This is a genomic window from uncultured Leifsonia sp. (genome assembly GCF_945957465.1).
Taxonomy (GTDB): domain Bacteria; phylum Actinomycetota; class Actinomycetes; order Actinomycetales; family Microbacteriaceae; genus Leifsonia.
This window is the reverse complement of record NZ_CAMFLC010000028.1, coordinates 21,194-41,264: the sequence shown is the minus strand read 5'-3', so window position 1 is coordinate 41,264 and position 20,071 is coordinate 21,194. Positions and strand designations below refer to the sequence as shown.

The 20,071-nt window shown below is 70.6% G+C and carries 21 protein-coding genes; 14 read left to right on the top strand and 7 right to left on the bottom strand.

Features of this window, described 5'->3' with window-relative positions; translation table 11 throughout:
- Positions 1-370: 370 nt before the first annotated feature.
- The 3 genes from Q0Q23_RS13095 to Q0Q23_RS13085 are packed head-to-tail and all read right to left on the bottom strand — an operon-like array spanning position 371 to position 2,426.
- The gene (locus Q0Q23_RS13095) at positions 371-1,153 is read right to left on the bottom strand and encodes a hypothetical protein (RefSeq protein ID WP_295124470.1); all 783 of its coding nucleotides are present in this window, start codon (positions 1,151-1,153) and stop codon (positions 371-373) included.
- Positions 1,150-2,067, bottom strand: coding sequence for an ABC transporter ATP-binding protein (locus Q0Q23_RS13090; RefSeq protein ID WP_295124467.1), 918 nt, complete (start codon positions 2,065-2,067; stop codon positions 1,150-1,152). Before Q0Q23_RS13090 ends, Q0Q23_RS13095 begins: the two co-directional genes overlap by 4 nt.
- Positions 2,064-2,426: a GntR family transcriptional regulator gene (locus tag Q0Q23_RS13085; RefSeq protein WP_295124464.1), complete on the bottom strand. Its 363-nt coding sequence runs from the start codon at positions 2,424-2,426 to the stop codon at positions 2,064-2,066. The genes Q0Q23_RS13090 and Q0Q23_RS13085 overlap by 4 nt, the downstream gene beginning before the upstream one ends.
- A 138-nt stretch (positions 2,427-2,564) precedes the next feature.
- Here Q0Q23_RS13085 and Q0Q23_RS13080 point away from each other — a divergent pair, with 138 nt between their 5' ends.
- Positions 2,565-3,992 carry an amidase gene (locus tag Q0Q23_RS13080; RefSeq protein ID WP_295124461.1) on the top strand — a complete coding sequence of 476 codons (1,428 nt, stop codon included), beginning with the start codon at positions 2,565-2,567 and terminating at the stop codon, positions 3,990-3,992.
- A 22-nt stretch (positions 3,993-4,014) separates the two neighbouring features.
- Here the strand turns inward: Q0Q23_RS13080 and Q0Q23_RS13075 are convergent, their stop codons facing one another.
- Entirely contained in the window at positions 4,015-5,823 is a 1,809-nt protein-coding gene (locus Q0Q23_RS13075; protein ID WP_295124458.1) for a gamma-glutamyltransferase family protein, read from the bottom strand.
- A gap of 39 nt (positions 5,824-5,862) precedes the next feature.
- Here Q0Q23_RS13075 and Q0Q23_RS13070 point away from each other — a divergent pair, with 39 nt between their 5' ends.
- Positions 5,863-6,567 (top strand): YoaK family protein, encoded by a 705-nt coding sequence (locus Q0Q23_RS13070; protein ID WP_295124455.1) that lies wholly within the window; start codon positions 5,863-5,865, stop codon positions 6,565-6,567.
- A gap of 70 nt (positions 6,568-6,637) precedes the next feature.
- Here Q0Q23_RS13070 and Q0Q23_RS13065 read toward each other — a convergent pair whose 3' ends face one another.
- Together Q0Q23_RS13065 and Q0Q23_RS13060 are read right to left on the bottom strand one after the other, a co-directional pair.
- The gene (locus Q0Q23_RS13065; protein ID WP_295124451.1) at positions 6,638-6,868 is read right to left on the bottom strand and encodes an MmcQ/YjbR family DNA-binding protein; all 231 of its coding nucleotides are present in this window, start codon (positions 6,866-6,868) and stop codon (positions 6,638-6,640) included.
- Positions 6,869-6,872: 4 nt separating this feature from the next.
- Positions 6,873-7,196 (bottom strand): DUF1844 domain-containing protein, encoded by a 324-nt coding sequence (locus Q0Q23_RS13060; protein ID WP_295124512.1) that lies wholly within the window; start codon positions 7,194-7,196, stop codon positions 6,873-6,875.
- A 335-nt stretch (positions 7,197-7,531) separates the two neighbouring features.
- Here Q0Q23_RS13060 and infC point away from each other — a divergent pair, with 335 nt between their 5' ends.
- From infC to rplT, 3 genes are read left to right on the top strand one after another with little or no spacing between them, the layout of a single operon-like run.
- Positions 7,532-8,188, top strand: a complete 657-nt coding sequence (gene infC / locus Q0Q23_RS13055; protein ID WP_295124509.1) for a translation initiation factor IF-3 — start codon at positions 7,532-7,534, stop codon at positions 8,186-8,188.
- Complete coding sequence (gene rpmI / locus Q0Q23_RS13050; RefSeq protein WP_295124448.1) at positions 8,188-8,382, top strand: 50S ribosomal protein L35; 195 nt, start codon at positions 8,188-8,190, stop codon at positions 8,380-8,382. Before infC ends, rpmI begins: the two co-directional genes overlap by 1 nt.
- A 37-nt stretch (positions 8,383-8,419) precedes the next feature.
- Positions 8,420-8,806, top strand: coding sequence for a 50S ribosomal protein L20 (gene rplT, locus Q0Q23_RS13045; protein ID WP_179607448.1), 387 nt, complete (start codon positions 8,420-8,422; stop codon positions 8,804-8,806).
- A 198-nt stretch (positions 8,807-9,004) separates the two neighbouring features.
- Here rplT and Q0Q23_RS13040 read toward each other — a convergent pair whose 3' ends face one another.
- A complete protein-coding gene (locus tag Q0Q23_RS13040; protein WP_295124442.1) occupies positions 9,005-9,400 on the bottom strand; it encodes a hypothetical protein in 396 nt (131 codons plus the stop codon).
- A 119-nt stretch (positions 9,401-9,519) separates the two neighbouring features.
- Here Q0Q23_RS13040 and Q0Q23_RS13035 point away from each other — a divergent pair, with 119 nt between their 5' ends.
- The 9 genes from Q0Q23_RS13035 to Q0Q23_RS12995 all read left to right on the top strand — a co-directional run bounded on the left by Q0Q23_RS13035 (position 9,520) and on the right by Q0Q23_RS12995 (position 20,031).
- Positions 9,520-10,323, top strand: coding sequence for an RNA methyltransferase (locus Q0Q23_RS13035; RefSeq protein ID WP_295124439.1), 804 nt, complete (start codon positions 9,520-9,522; stop codon positions 10,321-10,323).
- A gap of 46 nt (positions 10,324-10,369) precedes the next feature.
- Entirely contained in the window at positions 10,370-10,726 is a 357-nt protein-coding gene (locus Q0Q23_RS13030) for a helix-turn-helix transcriptional regulator (protein ID WP_295124436.1), read from the top strand.
- Positions 10,723-11,763: an SRPBCC domain-containing protein gene (locus Q0Q23_RS13025; protein ID WP_295124433.1), complete on the top strand. Its 1,041-nt coding sequence runs from the start codon at positions 10,723-10,725 to the stop codon at positions 11,761-11,763. Before Q0Q23_RS13030 ends, Q0Q23_RS13025 begins: the two co-directional genes overlap by 4 nt.
- Positions 11,764-11,842: 79 nt before the next feature.
- Complete coding sequence (pheS, locus tag Q0Q23_RS13020; protein WP_295124430.1) at positions 11,843-12,883, top strand: phenylalanine--tRNA ligase subunit alpha; 1,041 nt, start codon at positions 11,843-11,845, stop codon at positions 12,881-12,883.
- Positions 12,883-15,426: a phenylalanine--tRNA ligase subunit beta gene (pheT, locus tag Q0Q23_RS13015; RefSeq protein WP_295124426.1), complete on the top strand. Its 2,544-nt coding sequence runs from the start codon at positions 12,883-12,885 to the stop codon at positions 15,424-15,426. Before pheS ends, pheT begins: the two co-directional genes overlap by 1 nt.
- A 274-nt stretch (positions 15,427-15,700) precedes the next feature.
- Complete coding sequence (gene argC, locus Q0Q23_RS13010) at positions 15,701-16,750, top strand: N-acetyl-gamma-glutamyl-phosphate reductase (RefSeq protein ID WP_295124422.1); 1,050 nt, start codon at positions 15,701-15,703, stop codon at positions 16,748-16,750.
- Positions 16,747-17,901: a bifunctional glutamate N-acetyltransferase/amino-acid acetyltransferase ArgJ gene (argJ, locus tag Q0Q23_RS13005; RefSeq protein ID WP_295124419.1), complete on the top strand. Its 1,155-nt coding sequence runs from the start codon at positions 16,747-16,749 to the stop codon at positions 17,899-17,901. The genes argC and argJ overlap by 4 nt, the downstream gene beginning before the upstream one ends.
- Position 17,902: 1 nt before the next feature.
- Entirely contained in the window at positions 17,903-18,814 is a 912-nt protein-coding gene (gene argB, locus Q0Q23_RS13000) for an acetylglutamate kinase (protein ID WP_295124416.1), read from the top strand.
- The gene (locus tag Q0Q23_RS12995) at positions 18,811-20,031 is read left to right on the top strand and encodes an acetylornithine transaminase (protein WP_295124413.1); all 1,221 of its coding nucleotides are present in this window, start codon (positions 18,811-18,813) and stop codon (positions 20,029-20,031) included. The genes argB and Q0Q23_RS12995 overlap by 4 nt, the downstream gene beginning before the upstream one ends.
- Positions 20,032-20,071: the final 40 nt, after the last annotated feature.

The following is a 20,071-nucleotide window of genomic DNA, read 5'->3' as shown; positions in this document are numbered from 1 at the left end:
AGTGGACACGGAAATAGTTTGGTTTACGCGACAGATGTTATCTAGAGATACTACAGATGTCGCATTCGGATTACGATATCGGCGGCCGATGTCGGGGGTCAAATCGTGGAGGCAGCGCGGCCCCGTGGAACTCCGTGAGGTGACGGCGCTGCTGACTGTTCCACAGCCGCGCGTCGCACCCGTTCTCCTCTGTTGTCCACGTCGGCGCGGCAGGGCAGCCCTGCCCGTGCACGCCGTCGCGCAGCACGAGCGTCAGGGTGAGCTCGTCCGCGGTCGCTTCCCCGGACTGCAAGTCGAGATGGCCGAAACCGTGGCCGGGAGCGCAACGCTCCCGGCCACGTCCATGTCTGCCCGGTGATCGCGCGGGCGGTCAGCTGCGCGGCGTCGCCCTCCCGAGCACCGCGAACCCTGCCAGGGCCGCGAGCACGGTCGGCACCAGCAGCCACGCGGTGACTCCGACCGGGCCGCTGGCGACGAACCAGTCGCCGACCGCCTGCCAGCTGCCGGTGAAAGTAATCAAGGCGGCGGCGCCGACCATGAGGAGCACGAGGAGCGCCAGGATGGCGAGGACGCCGTACATCCGCCAGCGCATGAACAGCGCGGCCGAGAACGCCCCGACGGCGAAGAAGAACAGCATGCCGCTGAAGACGATGAACAGCCTCCCGGCGAAGGACTCGCCCGCGAAGTACACCGAGGTGAACAGGTGGCCGCCCAGGCCCCAGCCGTTCGTCCACTCCTCGACGTACGACAGCACGGTGAACCCGATCGCGTAGCCGGCCGAGAGGAGGAGGAACGTCAGGCCGGAGCCGAGCGAGAAGTCGCGCCGGGTGACGCTGTAGCCGAGGGCGAAGGGGAACGTCGCCGAGATCACCTGGATGCCCACGACGAGCATGTAGACGAAGATGTAGAAGCCTCCGCCGCTCCACTGCGTCCCGTCCATGGCCCTCGCGCGGCCGGCCGGTTCGGTCGCGCCCCAGATGATCCACCAGATCAGCCAGTTGACCAGCCAGATGAAGAACATGATCATCACCGGCACCCAGATCGTGGTCCACTTGTTCACCAGGTTGAGCCGGACGACGCGCCAGATGCGCGTCCCCGATCCGGGCGCGGCCTGCTGCGCCGGGGCGCCGGAGTCGTGGCTGATGGCGGTCATGCGCTCTGCTCGAATTCTGTCTCACGGACGTTGGTCTTGCGGACGATGAGTTGCTGGAGGGACACCGGCGCGAGTTCGAGGCCGGCCGTGGTCGCCTCCGCTCGCTCGGCGGCGCCGAGGCCCGCCACGGTCACGGACGCAAGGCCCCCGATGCCCTCCCGGTGCAGCACTTCGCGGGTGCTGACGAAGGCGTCGACCGCTCCGCGCGGCCCGACGACCGTCGTGGCTGATGCACGCAGCGCCTCCGCGTCGTCGTCCATCAGGATGCGGCCCTGATCGATGACGATGACGTGCTCGAGGAGGTTCGCGACCTCGTCGATCAGGTGCGTGGACAGCACGACGGTGCGCGGGTGCTCCGCGAAGTCTTCGAGGAGCCGGTCGTAGAACAGCTGCCGGGCGACGGCGTCGAGCCCGAGATAGGGCTCGTCGAAGAATGTCAGCGGCGCCCGGGAGGCGAGGCCGACGATCACGCCGACCGCCGAGAGCTGGCCGCGGGAGAGCTTCTTCATCCGTCGGGTCAGGGGAACGCGGAAGTCCTCGATGAGCCGGTCGGCCAGGTCGGCGTCCCAGTTCTCGAAGAACCACGGCGCGCTGCGGAACACGTGACGCGGCTGGAAGTCCTCCGGATAGCGCTGGCTCTCTTTGATGAAGCAGATGTTCTGCAGCACGCGTGCGTTCTCGGTGGGTTTCCGGCCGAAGACCTGGATGTCGCCGGCGCTGACGAAGTCCTGGCCGGTGATGAGCTGCATCAGGGTCGTCTTGCCCGCGCCGTTGCGACCGAGCAGTCCGTGGATGCGGTTCGGTGTGATGGTGACCGAGACGTCGTCGATCGCCGTGAACGATCCGAACCTCTTGGTCACGTCGGACACCTGCACCGCGGGGACGATGGAGGTCGGTACCGGGGCCGGGCTCATGCGCTGACTCCTTCGTTCTGGATCATCTGGCTGATCTGGTCGGGTCCGATCCCGAGCTTCGCCGCTTCGGCGAGCAGGGGCCGGAGGTATTCGTCGCGGAACGCCTCGCGCCGTTTGGCGACGAGCCGTTCGCGCGCGCCGTCGGAGACGAACATGCCGATGCCTCGTTTCTTGTAGAGGATCCCGTCGTCGACGAGAAGATTGACGCCTTTGCCGGCCGTGGCCGGGTTGATCCGGTAGAAGGCCGCGAACTCGTTCGTGGACGGCACCTGTGTCTCGGGCGGGTAGACGCCGTCGATGATGTCGTTCTCGATCTGCTCGGCGATCTGGACGAAGATCGGCTTGCCTTCTTCGATCATCCGAACCTCATGGGTTCATTAGTCATGTAACTAACCATGTAACCAGTCGGCGCGCTTGTCAAGGGGATTTGCGGCAAATGTCGTCTCTGAGGCCCTCGATCGCGACATGTGCCGCACATCTCGGCCTAGCGTGGGGGGATGGCGGAACTGCATGAGCTGACGGCGCTGGAGTTGTGGCAGGAGCTGCAGGCGGGACGCGTCTCGCCCCGGGAGCTGGCCTCCCACTACCTGGAACGCATCGAGCGGCTGAACCCGCAGCTCGGCGCTTTCGTGACCGTCACGCGCGATCAGGCGCTCGCCCGGGCGGACGAGGTGGCCGCGCGCGTCCCCAGGACCGCGCCGCTGTGGGGGCTGCCCTCCGGCGACAAGGACCTGTGGCTGCGCGCCGGAGTCCCCGCCGGATTCGGCTCGCGGGTGATGGCCGGCTTCGTGCCCGACACCTCCGACGAGCTCGTGGAGACCCTGGACGCCGCGGGGGCGGTGAGCCTCGGCAAGACGAACGCGCCGGAGTTCGGCCTCCCCGCCTACACCGAGTCGCTCGCCGCGCCCCCCGCCCGCAATCCGTGGAACCCGGAGCTCGGATCGGGAGGCTCCAGCGGCGGCGCCGCGGTCGCGGTCGCGAGCGGGATGCTGCCGTTCGCCCCGGGCTCCGACGGCGGCGGATCCGTGCGGATCCCGGCCGCCGCGTGCGGCCTCGTCGGGCTCAAGCCGTCGCGCGGGCTGGTGCCGGCCGGAAGCGGGATCGACTCCCTCGCCGGCCTCGTCGTCGCCGGCCCGCTCGCGCGCACGACAGCGGACGCCGCCCTCCTCCTGGACGGGATGATCGCGCGAGTGGGCGGCCGGATCGACCATCACTACACGCTGCGCGCGCCCTACGACGACGACGGCCCCTTCCTCGGCACGGCCGTGCGCGGGGAGGGACGCTTCCAGCTCGGCGTCATGACCACGTCGGCGTGGGACGACGCCTACGACGTGGTCATCGCACTGGAGGCGCGGGCCGCGATGGACGCCGCGGTCGACGCCTTCGCGTCGCTGGGACACGGCATCGAGGAGACCGCCCTCGAGCCGGACCCGACGTACGCCCCGGCGTTCCGCACGATCTGGCAGGCGGGCGCGGCCCGCATCCCAGCCGAAGGCGAGACCCTCGACCTCCTGGAGCCGCTGACGGCCTGGCTCGTGCAGCGCGGCCGGTCCCTCCGCGCCCGCGAGCTGAGCGAGGCGCTCAGCGCGCTGACAGCCTACGAGCGCTCGTTCATCCGGCAGCTCGCGTCCTTCGACGCCGTCCTCACGCCGGCCCTCGCCCTCACCCCGCGGCCGATCGGCTGGTACGACCAGGAGGACGGCGAGCGCAATTTCGAGCAGCAGGTGCTCTACACCCCGTTCACCTCGATGCTGAACGTCACCGGACTGCCCGGGATCGTCGTGCCGGTGCTCCAGACGGACGAGGGCCTGCCGATGGGCGTGCAACTCATCGGCAGGCCGGGAGGGGAGCGTACGCTGCTCTCGCTGGCCGCGCAGTTGGAGCGCCGGCTGCACTGGGAGAGGCGCCGGCCGCCGGTCTGGTGACGGTGCGTGGCCCGACCCCTCGTCAACGCCCCGCTGCGTACCCCTGCATTCCGCGCGGGTTCGCCGCAGCCGACAGCACGCCGGTCTCGGGGTCGCGGCCGACCGACGAGAGCCGGCCCAGCGTCCAGCCGCCGGCGCGCGTCACCACATGGCCACGCGCCTCCAGCCCGGCGATCACCTCGTCGCCGAGCCGCGCCTCCACCACCGCTCCGCCGGGTACCCACGTGCGCGGCCAGAACGATTCCGCGATGGAAGTGGTGTGCAGCGCCGGGGCATCGATCGCCTGCTGCGGCGTGTAGCCGCCGACGATCGTCCGCAGCAGGTACAGCAGCTGCCACTGGTCCTGCTGGTCGCCGCCCGGCGAGCCGAGCGCCGTCACGGGCACTCCGTCGCGCAGCACCAGGGTCGGGGTGAGCGTCGTGCGCGGTCGCCTCCCGGGCCGGAGGGTCGACGCCGAGCCCTCCTCCAGCCAGGTCATCTGCAGGCGCGTCCCGAGGCAGAAACCGAGTGCGGGGATGGTCGGGGACGACTGCAGCCAGCCTCCCGACGGCGTCGCCGAGACGATGTTGCCCCACCGGTCGACGACGTCGAGGTGGCAGGTGTCGCCGCGCGTCACACCCGTGCGCGTCACGGTCGGCTCACCGGCCCCCGCGATCGCCGCCGACCCGGGCGGGGTGTACTCCACGCGAAGCGGGGGGATGAATGGCTCGGCGCCGGCGACCCGTCCCGGCCGGAACTCGGCGGAGGCGCGCTCGCCGATCAGCGCGCGCCGTTCGGCGATGTAGGACGGCGACAGCAGCTCGGACACCGGTACGTCGTCGTCCTGGCCGGCGTCGCCGAAGTAGGCGTCGCGATCGGCGTAGGCGAGCTTCTGGGCCTCCAGGATCGTGTGCGCGCCCAGCTCCGACGACGGATCGAGGCGGTCGTCGTCGAAGCCGTCGAGGATGGCCAGCGTCTCCAGCAGAGCGGGCCCCTGGCCCCATGCTCCGGTCTTGGCGATCGTGAACCCGCGGAACTCCAGCGTCGTCGCCGGCTCGTAGCCGGCGCGGAACGCGGCGAAGTCGGCCTCCGCGATCACCCCGGCGTGGTCGGTGCCGGGGGAGTGCCGGTGGGGGATGCGCGCGAACGCGGACGCCTCCCGCGCGACCAGGCCGGTCGCCCACTCGGTGCGGGCGGCCTCCACCCGCTCCTCGCGGGAGGACGAGGCGTCGCCCGCCGCGATCAGTCCGCGGAGCACCCGCGCGTACGCCGGGTTCCGGATCAGCTCGCCGGGCTTGGGGACGCGCCCGCCCGGCATCCAGCGCTCCGCCGATGAGGGCCAGTGCTCGGTGAACAGCCCGGACACGGTGCGGATCGTCGTACACACCCGCTCCAGCACCGGATGGCCGTCCTCCGCATAGCCGATCGCGAACGCCAGGACGTCGGCGAGCTCCCAGGTGCCGTGATCCTTCAGGAGCAGGAGCCACGCGTCGACCGCGCCCGGCACGGCGGCTGCGAGAGCGCCCGCCCCGGGAACCAGCTCCAGTCCCTCGGCGAGGTAGTGCTCGCGGGTCGCGCCCGCAGGGGCCGGTCCTTGGCCGGCGAGCACGACCGGCATCGGGTCGTCCGCCGTGGCGAACAGGGCGACCAGATCGCCGCCTGGACCGTTCAGGTGCGGTTCGACCACGTGCAGCACGAAAGCGCCCGCCACCGCGGCGTCGAACGCGTTGCCCCCGCGCTCGAGCACCGCCTGCGCGCTCGCCGTCGCCAGCCAGTGCGTGGAGGTCGACATCCCGAACGTCCCGGACAACGTCGGGCGGGTGGTCACGGCGGGAGGGGGAGTGAACGTCATGCGCACCAGTCTGCACCGCAGCGCATAGGGTGGTGCTCGATGTCCGTCTCCCACCGATTGAGCCGCACCGACGCCGATCGGCTGCACGTGGCCCTCATGCTCGCCCTCACCTTCTCGACCGGGGTCGTCGACGCCGTCGGCTACCTCGGTCTCGACCGCGTCTTCACCGGCAACATGACGGGAAACGTGGTGCTGCTCGGCATGGCACTGACAGGAACGACCACCCTCCCGATCCTGCGGCCGCTGCTCGCGCTCGGCTTCTTCCTGGTGGGCGCAGTCGCGAGCTCGCGCATCGTCAAGCGCGACGACGGCTGGTCCGGGAGGGTGACGGTGACGCTGTGGCTCATCGCGGGCCTCCTCACGGCGATCGCCGCCGTGCTCGCGTTCGCCCTCCACCTCGATCCCGAGGTGTTCGGCACGATCGCCACCTCGGCGCTGGGCTTCGCCATGGGTATGCAGGCCGCGCTCGCCCGCCGTGTCAAAGTCGCCGACGTGACGACAGTGGTGGTGACCTCCACCCTCGCCGGGCTCGCGGCCGACAGCAGGCTCGCCGGAGGGACGGGCGCGCTGTGGGTGCGGCGCGCGCTCGCCGTGGCGCTGATCTCGGCGGGAGCCGCAGCCGGTGCGCTCGCATTGCTCGTGCACGTCTCGCTCGGTGTACTGGTGTCGGCGGCCATCACCGTCGTGGTGGCCTCGCTGGGCCACACCGGGCATCGGGCGCGGGCGGCGACGCGCGCGGCCTGACCCGTCGGCAACGGAGGACTCACCGCTGTCGCTCCCCATCAGCCGCAGGCAACGGAGGCGTGCTCGCCCATCACGGCGCAGAAGTCCTCCGTTCGCCGCCATATCCGGGTCGCGCGAGCAGAACTCCTCCGTTGGCGGCGGTACCGGCCTCGCCGAGCATCAGGTTGACCGTCGACGACTCCGGGTCGAGCATCGTCGCGAACCGGGTGCCGCGCACCCGGAACGCGGGGAGGCCGCCGTGGTCGTACTCCTCGACCTCGGGGAGCCCGAGAGCGATGCTGCGCACGGCCGCGGCGTCCATCGGCTCAGCTGACCGGTCCGGTGTACTTCTCGCCGGGGCCCTTGCCGATCTCGTCCGGGAACGGCGACGCCTCCCGGAACGCCAGCTGCAGGGAGCGGAGCCCGTCGCGCAGGCTGCGCGCGTGCTGGTCGCCGAGGTGCTGTGCGCTCGCCGTGACCAGGCCGGCCAGGGCGTCGATCAGCTTGCGGGCCTCGTCGAGGTCGGTCTGCTGCTGCGGGTCGTCGGCGAGACCCACCTTGACCGCCGCCGCGCTCATCAGGTGCACCGCGGTGGTGGTGATGACCTCCACTGCCGGCACCTCCGCGATGTCGCGTGTGACGTCGGCGATCGCCTCCTCGTCGTACGAGAAGCTGTCGGGGGTGGGGGATGTGTCGCTCACTGCTTTCCTCTGCTAGAATCGTTCGGGCTCCGGGGCATCTGCCTCGGGACGAAAGTGGAGATTCCTCCCACCCGCGCTTGACCGTTTTACAGGTTACCGGGTCGTTGCACTCCGCCGACGTGCGTCAGCACGGCGGTAGCCAGGGTGCTGCACCAGCCCTACGAGCTGAATCCTTCGGGAAAATCAGGTCGCGGGGCTGCGCTGGTGCGTGGAATCCACATTTTCTCCGAACCGTCTCGCGACGGTGCGAGCACTCGAAGAATCGCTCATCAGAGGAGACTGACATCAGCGAACCCCGTACGAATGACCGTATCCGCGTCCCCGAAGTTCGACTCGTCGGCCCCAGCGGAGAGCAGGTCGGCGTCGTCAAGATCGAGGTCGCCATCCGACTCGCGCAGGAGGCGGACCTCGACCTGGTCGAAGTCGCGCCCAATTCCAAGCCGCCGGTCGCGAAGATCATGGACTACGGCAAGTTCAAGTACGAGGCTGCGCAGAAGGCCAAAGAGGCCCGGCGCAACCAGGCGAACACCATCCTCAAAGAGGTCCGGTTCCGCCTCAAGATCGACAAGCACGACTACGAGACCAAGCGCAAGCGCGCCGAAGGCTTCCTGAAGTCCGGTGACAAGGTGAAGGCCATGATCCTCTTCCGGGGCCGCGAGCAGTCGCGTCCGGAACAGGGCGTGCGCCTGCTGCAGCGCTTCGCGGAGGACGTCGCCGAGTTCGGCCAGGTGGAGTCCAACCCCACCATCGACGGTCGCAACATGGTGATGATCATCAGCCCGCTCAAGAACAAGTCCGAGGCCAAGGCCGAGGCCAACGCACAACGTGCCGCTTCCAAGGCGCGCGCCCAGGGGCGCGACCAGGACGCGGTTGCTGAGACAGCCGAAGCTGCTCAGTCCGACGAGAGTTCGCCCGCCCCGGCGACGAACGAGGAGAAGTAATGCCCAAGCAGAAGTCCCACTCCGGCGCCAAGAAGCGCTTCAAGGTCACCGGTACCGGCAAGGTCATGAAGCAGCAGGCCGGTATGCGCCACAACCTGGAGCTCAAGTCCAGCCGCCGCACCCGCCGTCTGAACCAGGACCAGGTCGTCCCCGAGGTGGACGCCAAGGTCATCCGCCGGATGATCGGCAAGTAGAGCTCCTCCCCGACACGCACGTAAGGAATAACGACTAATGGCAAGAGTGAAGAGGGCTGTCAACGCCCACAAGAAGCGTCGGGTCATCCTCGAGCGCGCCGAGGGCTACCGCGGTCAGCGGTCGCGCCTCTACCGCAAGGCGAAGGAGCAGGTCACCCACTCTCTCGTCTACGCGTACCGCGACCGTCGCCAGAAGAAGGGCGACTTCCGCCGCCTCTGGATCCAGCGGATCAACGCTGCGAGCCGCGCCAACGGCCTCACCTACAACCGCTTCATCCAGGGCCTCGGCCTGGCGGGCGTCGAGGTGGACCGCCGCATCCTCGCCGAGCTGGCCGTGAACGAGCCCGCGACGTTCGCCGCGCTCGTCGAGACGGCGAAGAAGGCCCTGCCGGCCGACACCTCGGCCCCGAAGGCCGCCGCGTAACCAGCGCCACCCGGACGGCCCCGGTCGACTCACGTCGACCGGGCCGTCCGTCGTTTCGGGGGTGGTCCGTCCGGAGATCCGGAGATCTCGCCGGATCGGTCCGCGACCTCCGGAGTTCCCGCCCCCCTGTTCCGTAAGTCCGGAGTCCCGACGAACTCAGCGGCCGATCTCCGGAGTTGCGGAAGCCCGGGCGCGGGATCAGTCGTGGGAGCCGTGCCCGCCGCCGTGACCCCCGTGGTCGTCGCCGACTTCGTGGGCGGCCGGGTCATCCACGCCGTGGTCGTCGCCGACGTCGTGGGCGGCCGGGTCATCCACACCGTGGTCGTCGCCGACGTCGTGGGCGGCCGGGTCATCCACGCCGTGGTCGTCGCCGACGTCGTGGGTGGCGGCGTCGTCGGCGCTGCGGCCGTCGACCGCAACCGCGGGCGGGGCGCTCGCCGGCACCGGACGCGGTGTCGTCGTGCGGACGCCGTCGTCCTGGGACACCCGCGCGGGGTCGTCGCCACCGGTCGCCGCCAGGGCGCCGCCCGTTCCGAGGGCGAGCGCGATGGCAGCGCCTCCCGCGATCAGTGCGGCTCGGATGGGTGTTCTCATCGGTCCGTCTCCTTCGGTCTGGTTCCGAGGTCTGGTCGTGACGTTCTGAGAGATGACACGAGACAGCGGCGCAAAAGGATCACCGAGTTCCGCAGCGCGCGCGCCGATATGCTGTGCGCATGCTTGACAACCCGCGCTCTCCGCGCGTCCGCGCCGTTGCGAAGCTGGCCAAACGTCCCGCGCGCGCCGAGACCGGGCTCTTCCTGCTGGAGGGGCCGCAGGCGGTCTCCGAGGCGCTGACGTTCCGTCCGGAGCTCGTCGTCGAACTGTACGCGACGCCGACCGCTCTGGAGCGCTACCAGGACATCGCCCAGACAGCGGTGGAGGCCGGAGTCGATGTCGAGTTCGTCACCGAGCATGTGCTCGACACGATGGCCGATACCGTCACTCCGCAGGGCTTCGTCGCCGTCTGCCGGCAATTCCCGACCTCCGTGCGTGACATCTTCGCCGACGGGCCGCAACTGGTCGCCGTGCTGGAGGAGGTGCGCGACCCGGGCAATGCCGGCACGATCATCCGCGCGGCCGACTCGGCGGGGGCCGACGCGGTCGTGCTCACCGGCCGCACCGTCGACCTCTACAATCCCAAGGTGGTGCGGTCGACGACGGGCTCGCTGTTCCACGTGCCGGTCGCCGTGGGCGCCGACCTCGCCGACGTGGTAGACCGCGCGCACGCCGCCGGCCTGCAGGTGCTGGCTGCCGACATCAAGGGGGAGGACCTCCTCGCCGCGCGCCAGGAGGGGCAGCTCGCGCGGCCGACCGCCTGGGTGTTCGGCAATGAGGCGCATGGCCTCGATGACGCACTGCTCGGTCTGGTCGACCGCGTGGTCACGGTGCCGATCTACGGTCGCGCAGAGTCGATGAACCTCGCCACGGCCGCGTCGGTGTGCTTGTACGAGTCGGCGTTCGCCCAGCGCTCGGTCTGATCGATAAAGGTTGCGTTATATAACGCAGGTTTGATAGATTCCTGCCATGGATGGTCTGGAGGCGGTCGGCGACCCGGTGCGGCGCCGGTTCGTCGAGTTGCTAGCGCGCGGCGAGCGCACGGCGGGCGAGCTCGCTGCGCTCGCAGCGGACGAGTTCGGCATCACCCAGCCGGCGGCGTCGCGACACCTGCGCGTGCTGCGTGAGGCCGGGGTCGTGGCCTCCCAGGTCGACGGGCAGCGGCGCGTGTATGCGCTGGAGCCTGCCGGCCTCCAGGAGGCTGCGGCGTGGTTCGACCAACTCGCCGCCTTCTGGGAGCAGAGGCTCGACGCCCTCGGCACGGAGCTCGCGCGCGGACGAAGGACGCGACACGCCCCGGCTCAGACCGCGCGGAAGGCATCATGACCCTGTGGGGCGAGATCGCGCTCGACGGCGCTCGCAGGTCGGTGACCGTCCAGCGCGAATACCCGGCGACGACCGCGGAACTCTGGGCCGCGCTCACCGAGCCGGAGAGGCTGGCGCGGTGGATCGGACGCTTCGAGCCGACTGCCGAAGGCTTCCGGCTGGAGATGGGGGGACCGGAGACCGACGCGGTGGTCGACGGCCGCGTGCTCGCCTGCGAGCCCGAGCGGCGCCTCCTGGTGACCTGGCGGTTCAGCGGCGCGGGCGAGGCGGAGGCCGCGACCGAGCTGGAGGCGACCATCACGGCCACCTCCGCCGACCGAGTGCTGCTGACGCTGTCCCACCGTCGCGTGCAGGCCGTCACCGCGTCCGTCTACGGAGCGGGCTGGCAGGACGTCCTCACACACCTCGCCCGCGCGCTCGGCGGGGAGGCGACGCCGCAGGAGCATGACGGCTACCTCGGCGATGCGGCGGACCCCGCCGCGTTCGACGCCGCGCTCGACGACTACCGCCGGCAGGAGGCCGGCCTGGTCGCCGCGACGATCGACCGCACCGGGGATCGCTCGGCCGTCGCTCTCGAACGGGTGCTGGAAGCGTCCGTCGACGAGGTCTGGGACGCTCTGACGCTTCCCGACCGCGTGGGTCGCTGGTTGTGGCCGGTGGTGGAGTGGCCCGACGATCCCGCGCGCGAGCGTCGTCTGCGGGCCGGCGACGTCATGCGACTCGGTGACGAGAACATCGAGGGCGGCGTGCAGGAGTTGGAGGTCCTCGACCTCCAGGATCGCGCGCACCTGCGGTTCAGCTGGGGCGACGCCGCGGTGAGCCTCCGCCTGGAAGAGGCCGGCGACGGCACGCTGCTCTCGCTCGTGCAAGACGGAGTGAAGGATGCCTTCGGCGCCGGGCGGCTGCGCTCGGCGCCCGACTTCGCGGCGGGCTGGCACACGCTGATCGACCAGCTGACCCTGCTGCTCGCGGGGCTGACCGTCCCGGCTCCCGACCGGCTGTGGGAGGCCGCGTACCTCGTGTACGCGGGGGAGTGACCTCCCCGACCGCACTGAACGCGCCCGCCGCCGCGGAGGCCGATGAGACCTCCGCGTCCGCCGACTAGACTGGGGAACCGTGTCTGAATCCACCGAAATCACCGAGGAGTCCGTCGAGACGGCCGTCGCTGCGGCGCTCGCCGCGATCGACGCCGCGGACACCTCGGACGCGCTGAAGGCCGTCCGCCACGACCACACCGCGGAGGGTTCGCCGCTCGCCCGGTTGAATGCCGCGATCCGTTCGCTGCCCGGCGACCGGAAGGCCGCGGCGGGCAAGCTCGTCGGCGGCGCCCGCGGGCGGGTCAACCAGGCGTTCGCAGCCAAGGAGACCGAGATCGCCGCGGCGGAGGACGCCGCCCGGCTGGCGGCGGAAGCCGTCGACGTCACCGCACTGCCGACCCGGTGGACGCCGGGCGCGCGGCACCCGCTGAGCCTCCTGCAGGAGCGCATCGCCGACGTCTTCGTCGGGATGGGCTGGCAGGTCGCGGAGGGGCCGGAGCTCGAGAGCGAGTGGTACAACTTCGACGCGCTCAACTTCGACGCCGACCACCCCGCGCGGGCGATGCAGGACACCTTCTTCGTCGAGCCGACCGATTCGCACCTGGTGCTGCGCACGCACACCTCGCCGGTGCAGTTGCGTGCGCTGCTCGGCGACGAGCCGCCGGTGTACCGCATCGCTCCCGGTCGCGTGTTCCGCACCGACGAGTTCGACGCGACGCACCTCCCGGTGTTCACCCAGGTCGAGGGCATCGCCGTCGACAAGGGCCTGACGATGGCGCACCTGCGCGGAACGCTCGACCATTTCGTCAAAGCGCTGTTCGGCGACGAGGCGCGCGTGCGGCTGCGCCCCAACTACTTCCCGTTCACCGAGCCGAGCGCCGAGCTCGACCTCTGGCACCCCACCTTCACGGGCGGCGCCCGCTGGATCGAGTGGGGCGGCTGCGGCATGGTGAACCCGAACGTGCTGCGCTCTGCGGGCATCGACCCGGAGGTCTACTCCGGGTTCGCGTTCGGGATGGGCGTGGAGCGGGCACTGATGTTCCGCAACGACGTCAAAGACATGCGTGACATGGCCGAGGGCGATGTCCGGTTCTCCCAGCAGTTCGGAATGGTGGTCTGATGCGCGTCCCCCTGAGTTGGCTCGGCGAGTACGTCGACCTCGAGCCGGGAACGACGGCCGAGGAGGTTCACGCCGCCCTCGTGTCGGTCGGTCTCGAAGAGGAGGACGTCCACACCTTCGAGATCAGCGGCCCCGTGGTCGTCGGCCAGGTGCTGGAGTTCGCGGAAGAGCCGCAGAGCAACGGCAAGACCATCCGCTGGTGCCAGGTGCGGGTGGCGCCCGAGGGGCAGAAGGCGGCCGACGGCGGCGCTGACGTCCGCGGCATCGTCTGCGGCGCGCGCAACTTCTTCGTCGGCGACAAGGTGGTGGTGACGCTGCCGGGCTCGGTGCTGCCCGGGCCGTTCCCGATCGCCGCGCGCAAGACTTACGGTCACGTGTCCGACGGCATGATCGCCTCCGCGCGCGAGCTGGGCCTCGGCGACGACCATGACGGCATCCTGCGGCTGTCGACGCTCGGCCTCGACCCGGAGGTCGGCACCGACGCGATCTCGCTGCTCGGGCTCGACGACACCGCGGTGGAGGTCAATGTCACCCCTGACCGCGGGTACGCCTTCTCGATCCGCGGCATCGCCCGCGAGTACTCGCACGCGACCGGCGCGGCCTTCCGCGACCCGGCGGAGGCTGTCCACGTGCAGTCGACGGGCGCGCACGCGCACGGGTTCAGCGTGACGATCGACGATCGCGAACCCATTCGCGGGCGCGTGGGAGCGACCGTGTTCGTGACCCGCGTCGTGCGCGACGTCGACGGCTCGCGCCCCACCCCGCCGTGGATGATCGCGCGCCTGAAGCTCGCCGGCATCCGGTCGATCTCGCTCATCGTCGACATCACCAACTACGTGATGCTCGAGCTCGGCCAGCCGATCCACGGCTACGACCTCGACAAGCTCTCCGGCGGCATCGTCGTGCGACGCGCCCACCCGGCCGAGACCCTCGTGACGCTCGATGATCAGACGCGCACACTCGACGTCGAGGACCTCCTCATCACCGACGGGTCCGGCGCGATCGGCCTTGCCGGCGTGATGGGCGGAGCCTCAACCGAGATCGGCGCCGGCACGACCAACGTGCTCGTGGAGGCCGCCAACTTCGACCCGGTGTCGATCGCCCGCACCGCGCGCCGGCACAAGCTGCCGAGCGAGGCCTCGAAGCGCTTCGAGCGGGGAGTCGACCCGCGGGTCGCCGTGGCGGCCGCCGCTCGCGTCGTGCAGCTGCTGGAGCAGCTCGCGGGCGGTCGCGCCGACGAGCTCGGCTCGCTGCTGGACACGGCGCAGGACGCCGAGCCGATCCGCCTGCCGAACGACTACATCCCGAACCTGATCGGGGTCGACTTCACAGACGACGAGGTGCGCGGCGCGCTCGCCGAGATCGGCGGAGCGGTGAGCAGCGACGGCGACGCCCTGCTCGTCGTGCCGCCGAGCTGGCGCCCGGACCTGCGCGACAAGTCCGACCTGGCTGAGGAGGTCGCCCGCATCGTGGGCTTCGACCGCATCCCGTCGGTGTTGCCCGTCGCGCCTCCCGGGCGCGGCCTGTCGCGCGCGCAGAAGCTGCGGCGCGCTGTGGCGCAGATGCTCGCCGACAACGGCGCGACCGAGGTGCTATCCTTCCCGTTCGTCTCCGAGGCCCAGAACGATCTGTTCGGTTCACCGGAGGCCGGCCCGGTGCCGGCCGTGCGGTTGGCCAATGCGCTCGACGCCACCGCCCCGTATCTGCGCACCTCGCTGATCCCCGGGCTCCTCGAGGTCGCCAAGCGCAACCTGGCGCGCGGCCTGGTCGACGTGCGGGTGTACGAACTCGGCACGGTGTTCCTGCCGATCGGTGAGCAGCTCGGCAGCGCCGACCTGCCTCCGGGGGCTGCTCTGCCGGCCGATGACGTGCTCGCCGGCCTCAACGCGGGGATCCCCGCACAGCCGCGGCATCTCGCCGGCCTGATCGTCGGCAACACCGTGGAGAAGCAGCCGGGCCAGGCGCCGGTCGCCGCAGGGCTCGCCGACGCGCTCGCCGCCGTGCAGCAGACGGCCGCGGCCGTCGGAGTGGCCGTCGAGCCCGTGCAGAGTCGGCACCAGGCGCTGCACCCCGGTCGCACCGCGCAGCTGGTGGCGCACGCCGCGGACGGCTCGCGGATCGTCGTCGGCTACGCCGGCGAGCTGCTGCCGGCGCTCGCGGCGGAACTCGACCTCCCGCGCGTGGTCGCGCTGTACGAGCTCGACCTCGACGCGCTGGTCGCGGTCGCACCCGCCGACATCGTCGCGAGGGTCATCGCCGGTTTCCCCGCCGCGACCCAGGATCTCTCGCTGGTGGTCCGCGACGAGGTGCCAGCCGGCGACGTGCTGACCGCCGTGCGGGCGGGCGCGGGCGAACTGCTGGAGGACATCCGGCTGGTCGACGACTACCGCGGAACCGGGCTGCCGGTCGCCCACAAGAGCCTGACTTTCGCGCTCCGCTTCCGCGCCGACGACCGCACACTCACCGCGGCTGAGGCGAGCGAGGCGAAGCTCGCGGGCGCCGCCCGCGCCGAAGAGTTGTACGGAGCGCATATCCGGGAATAGGCGCCGCCCGGCATAACGAGATGTGCGGCACATGTGGCGATACGGGGCGGCGCGTAGTGCCACACGTGCCGCAAATCCGCGTGACAGTCACCGATTTGGCGACCGGCGGGGCCAGGGCGGTAGGGTTGCACCATGCTTAACGTCGGTGCCCCCTCCTTGCGCCGACGCCTGCGCGACCGCCGAATCTAGGCGGCGTTCGGGCGACCCTTCGCGGGTCGGACGTGGGCGCCGCCGGAGTCTCGGCCCCCTGTCGTCCACTCATCAAGGAACAAGCATGACTTTCTCGGTTGCCGTCGCCGGTGCCTCCGGGTACGCGGGCGGCGAGCTGCTGCGCATCCTCGCCGATCATCCCGATTTCGAGGTCCGCACCGTCACCGCCCACCAGAACGCCGGGCATCCGCTGGTCGCGCACCAGCCACACTTGCGTTCGCTCGCCCATCTCACGCTCACCGAAAGCACGGCGGAGAACCTCTCCGGTCACGACGTCGTCTTCCTGGCCCTGCCGCACGGCAAGTCGGGCGAGATCGCCGCGCAGCTGCCGTCGGACACGCTCGTCGTCGACTGCGGTGCCGACCACCGGCTGGAGGACCCGGCCGACTGGGCCGCCTTCTACGGAGGCGAGCACCACGGCTCCTGGGCCTACGGCGTGCCCGAGTTGATCATCGGCGCCGACGGCACCAAGCAGCGCTCGAGTCTCGCCGGGGCGACCCGGATCGCGGCGCCCGGGTGCAACGCCAGCGCAGTGTCGCTCGCGCTCGCCCCCGGTCTGCACGCCGGCGTCATCGACGAGCGGGACATCGTGAGCGTCCTCGCGGTCGGCCCGTCCGGCGCGGGCAAGTCGCTCAAGACGATGTACCTCGCGAGCGAGATCCTCGGCTCCGCCAACCCCTACGCGGTCGGCGGCAGCCACCGGCACATCCCGGAGATCCAGCAGAACCTGCGCAAGGCGGGCGCGACGGCGCCCACGCTGTCGTTCACGCCGGTGCTCGTGCCGATGTCGCGCGGCATCCTCGCCACCTCGACAGCACGGGTGAAGCCGGGGGTGACGGCGGCCCAGGTGCAGGAGGCCTGGGAGGCGGCCTACGCCGACGAGCCGTTCGTTCACGTGCTGCCCGCCGGCACTGTGCCGCGCACCGCGGATGTGCTGGGCGCCAACACCGTCCTGATCGGCGTCGCCCTCGACGAGGCGGCCGGCCGCGTCGTTACAGTCCTCGCGATCGACAATCTGTACAAGGGAACGGCCGGAGCGGCGATCCAGTCCGCGAACATCGCTCTCGGCCTCGCCGAGACGACCGGTCTGAGCGTGAACGGAGTCGCACCATGAGCGTCACCACAGCCAAAGGGTTCGCGGCCGCCGGTGTCGTCGCCGGGCTCAAGTCGAGCGGCAAACGCGACCTCGCGCTCGTTCAGAATCGCGGGCCGCTCACCGCGGCGGCCGCCGTGTTCACCACGAACCGCTGCCAGGCGAACCCGGTGATCTGGAGCAAGCAGGTCATCGCCGACGGCGTGGTCTCCGCGATCGTGCTCAACTCCGGCGGTGCGAACTGCTACACGGGGTCACGCGGCTTTCAGACCACCCACGCCACGGCGGAGGCCGTCGGCGAGGCGCTCGGCATCTCCGCCGGCGACGTGCTGGTGTGCTCGACCGGCCTGATCGGCGAGCAGCTCGACGCCGCCAAGCTGACGGCCGGCGTGGCACAGGCCGCGACGGCGCTCGCCGGCGACTCGGGCCTGGGCGCCGCCGAGGCGATCATGACCACCGACACCCGTCCCAAGCAGGCGGAGCACCGCTCGACCGCGGGCTGGGCGGTCGGCGGGATGGCCAAGGGAGCCGGCATGCTCGCTCCCGGGCTCGCGACGATGCTCGTCGTCATCACGACCGATGCCGTGCTCGACTCCGATCAGCTCGACGGCGCGCTGCGCGCCGCCACCCGCGTCACCTTCGACCGTCTCGACTCCGACGGCTGCATGTCGACCAACGACACCGTCGCGCTCCTGGGCTCCGGGGCGAGCGGTGTCGCGCCCGACCTCGCCGAGTTCACGCTCGCGCTCACCGAGGTGTGCCGGAGCCTCGCGAAGCAGCTGCAGGAGGACGCCGAGGGCGCCTCCCACGACATCACGATCGAGGTCGTGAACGCGCACAGCGAGGACGACGCCTTGACCGTCGGACGCGCCGTCTCGCGTTCGAACCTCTTCAAGGCGGCGATCTTCGGAAACGACCCCAACTGGGGCCGGGTGCTGGCCGCCGTGGGAACGACCGACGCCGAGTTCGACCCGTACGGCATCGACGTCGCGATCAACGGCGTTCAGGTGTGCACGGCGGGGGAGCCGGATCAGCCGCGCGACCTGGTCGACCTGACCCCGCGGGCCGTGCACGTGCTCATCGACCTGCACGCCGGCGACGCGAGCGCCGCCATCCTCACCAACGACCTGACCCACGACTACGTGCACGAGAACAGTGCCTACTCCAGCTGACATGACGACGACAGAAGACACCGCAGAAGCGGCGGAGCGGGCCTCCGCAGCAGCCAAGGCCGCCACCCTCATCGAGTCGCTGCCGTGGCTGAAGACCTTCCACGACCGCATCATCGTCGTGAAGTTCGGCGGCAACGCCATGGTGAGCGAGGAGCTGCAGCGCACGTTCGCCGAAGACATCGTCTATCTGCGCTACGCGGGGCTGCGTCCCGTCGTCGTGCACGGCGGCGGGCCGCAGATCTCGTCGATGCTCGACCGGCTGGGCATCGACAGCGAGTTCCGCGGCGGCTACCGGGTCACGACACCGGAGGCCATGGACGTCGTCCGCATGGTCCTGACCGGTCAGATCAACCGTGACATCGTGAGCAACATCAACAAGCACGGCCCGCTCGCCGCGGGTCTCTCCGGCGAGGACGCGGGGCTCTTCCAGGGCCGCAAGCGCGGCGCCGTCGTCGACGGCGAGGAGGTCGACCTCGGTCTCGTCGGCGACGTCATCGGCGTGAACCCGGAGGGCGTGCTCGCCCAGCTCGACGCCGGCCGCATCCCGGTCGTCTCCTCGATCGCTCCGGACATCGACGACCCGGGACAATCGCTCAACGTCAATGCCGACGCGGCCGCCGCCGCGCTCGCCGTCGCTCTCGGCGCAGCCAAGCTGGTCATCCTGACCGACGTCGCCGGGCTCTACAGCGACTGGCCGAACCGGGACTCGCTGCTGTCCAAGATCGCGGCGGCCGAGCTGCGCGAGCTGCTTCCGTCGCTGGAATCGGGCATGATCCCCAAGATGTCCGCCTGTCTCGACGCCGTCGACGGCGGCGTGCCGAAGGCCGCGATCATCGACGGTCGCGTGGCCCATTCGATCCTGCTCGAAGTGTTCACGCAGTCCGGAATCGGAACGGAGGTGGTGCCGGCATGAGCGCACAGCTCGCGCACGACACGGGAACGGTCACCGAGGGGCGCTGGAGGCCGCGCTTCGGCGACGCCATGATGCGCACGCTCGCCACGCCCAAGCTGATGCTGGCGCGCGGCGAGGGCTGCCGGGTCTGGGACGTCGACGGCAACGAGTACCTCGACTTCCTCGCCGGCATCGCGGTCAACTCGCTCGGCCACGCCCACCCCGTGCTGGTGGAGGCCGTGAGCAGCCAGGTGTCGACCCTTGCGCACGTGTCCAACTACTTCTCCACACCGCCGCAGCTCGAGCTGGCCGAGCGTCTCCGGACGATCACAGGCGCGGGCGAGCAGGGCCGCATCCTGTTCGGCAACTCCGGCGCGGAGGCGAACGAGGCGGCATTCAAGCTGGCCAGGCTCAACAAGGGGCCGCACGGCAAGCGAACACGAGTTCTCGCTCTGAACAACGCGTTCCACGGCCGCACGATGGGCTCGCTCGCCCTCACCGGCAAGCCGCCGATGCGCGAGGCGTTCGAGCCGCTGCCTGGCGGCGTCGAGCACATCGACTCGACCATCCACGCCCTCGAGGCCGCGATCGACGACCGGGTCGCAGCGCTCTTCGTGGAGCCGATCAAGGGGGAGGCGGGCGTGCTCGATCTCCCGGACGGCTTCCTCCAACGGGCGCGCGAGCTCACCGAGCAGCACGGCGCCCTCCTCATCATCGACGAGATACAGACGGGCATCGGTCGCACCGGGCGCTGGTTCGCCTACCAGCACGCCGACATCCTTCCCGACGCCATCACGGTCGCGAAGGGCATCGCCGGCGGTGTGCCGATCGGCGCGCTGATCACCTTCGGTCGCGCCTCGGAACTGTTCACGCAGGGTCAGCACGGCTCGACCTTCGGCGGCAACCCGCTGGCGACCGCGGCGGGCAACGCCGTCATCGGCGAGATCGAGCGCGCCGACCTGATCGGCAACGCGCGGCGACGGGGCGAGGAGCTGCGCGCCCTCCTGCGCTCATACGACTCGCCGCTGATCGGCGACGTGCGCGGCGCCGGCCTCCTCATCGGAGTCGGGCTCACCGACGGTGAAGCGCACCGGCTCTCCGATGCGGCGCTCACCGAGGGGCTCATCATCAACGCGCCGAACGAGTCGAGCATCCGCCTCGCACCTCCGCTGATCGTCGGCGACGCCGAGCTCGCGGAGTTCCGCGAGAAGTTCGGCCGCGCCCTCGCTGCCCTCTGACCTCCCACCCGTACGCGCCGCACCGGCGCAGACCAAGGAT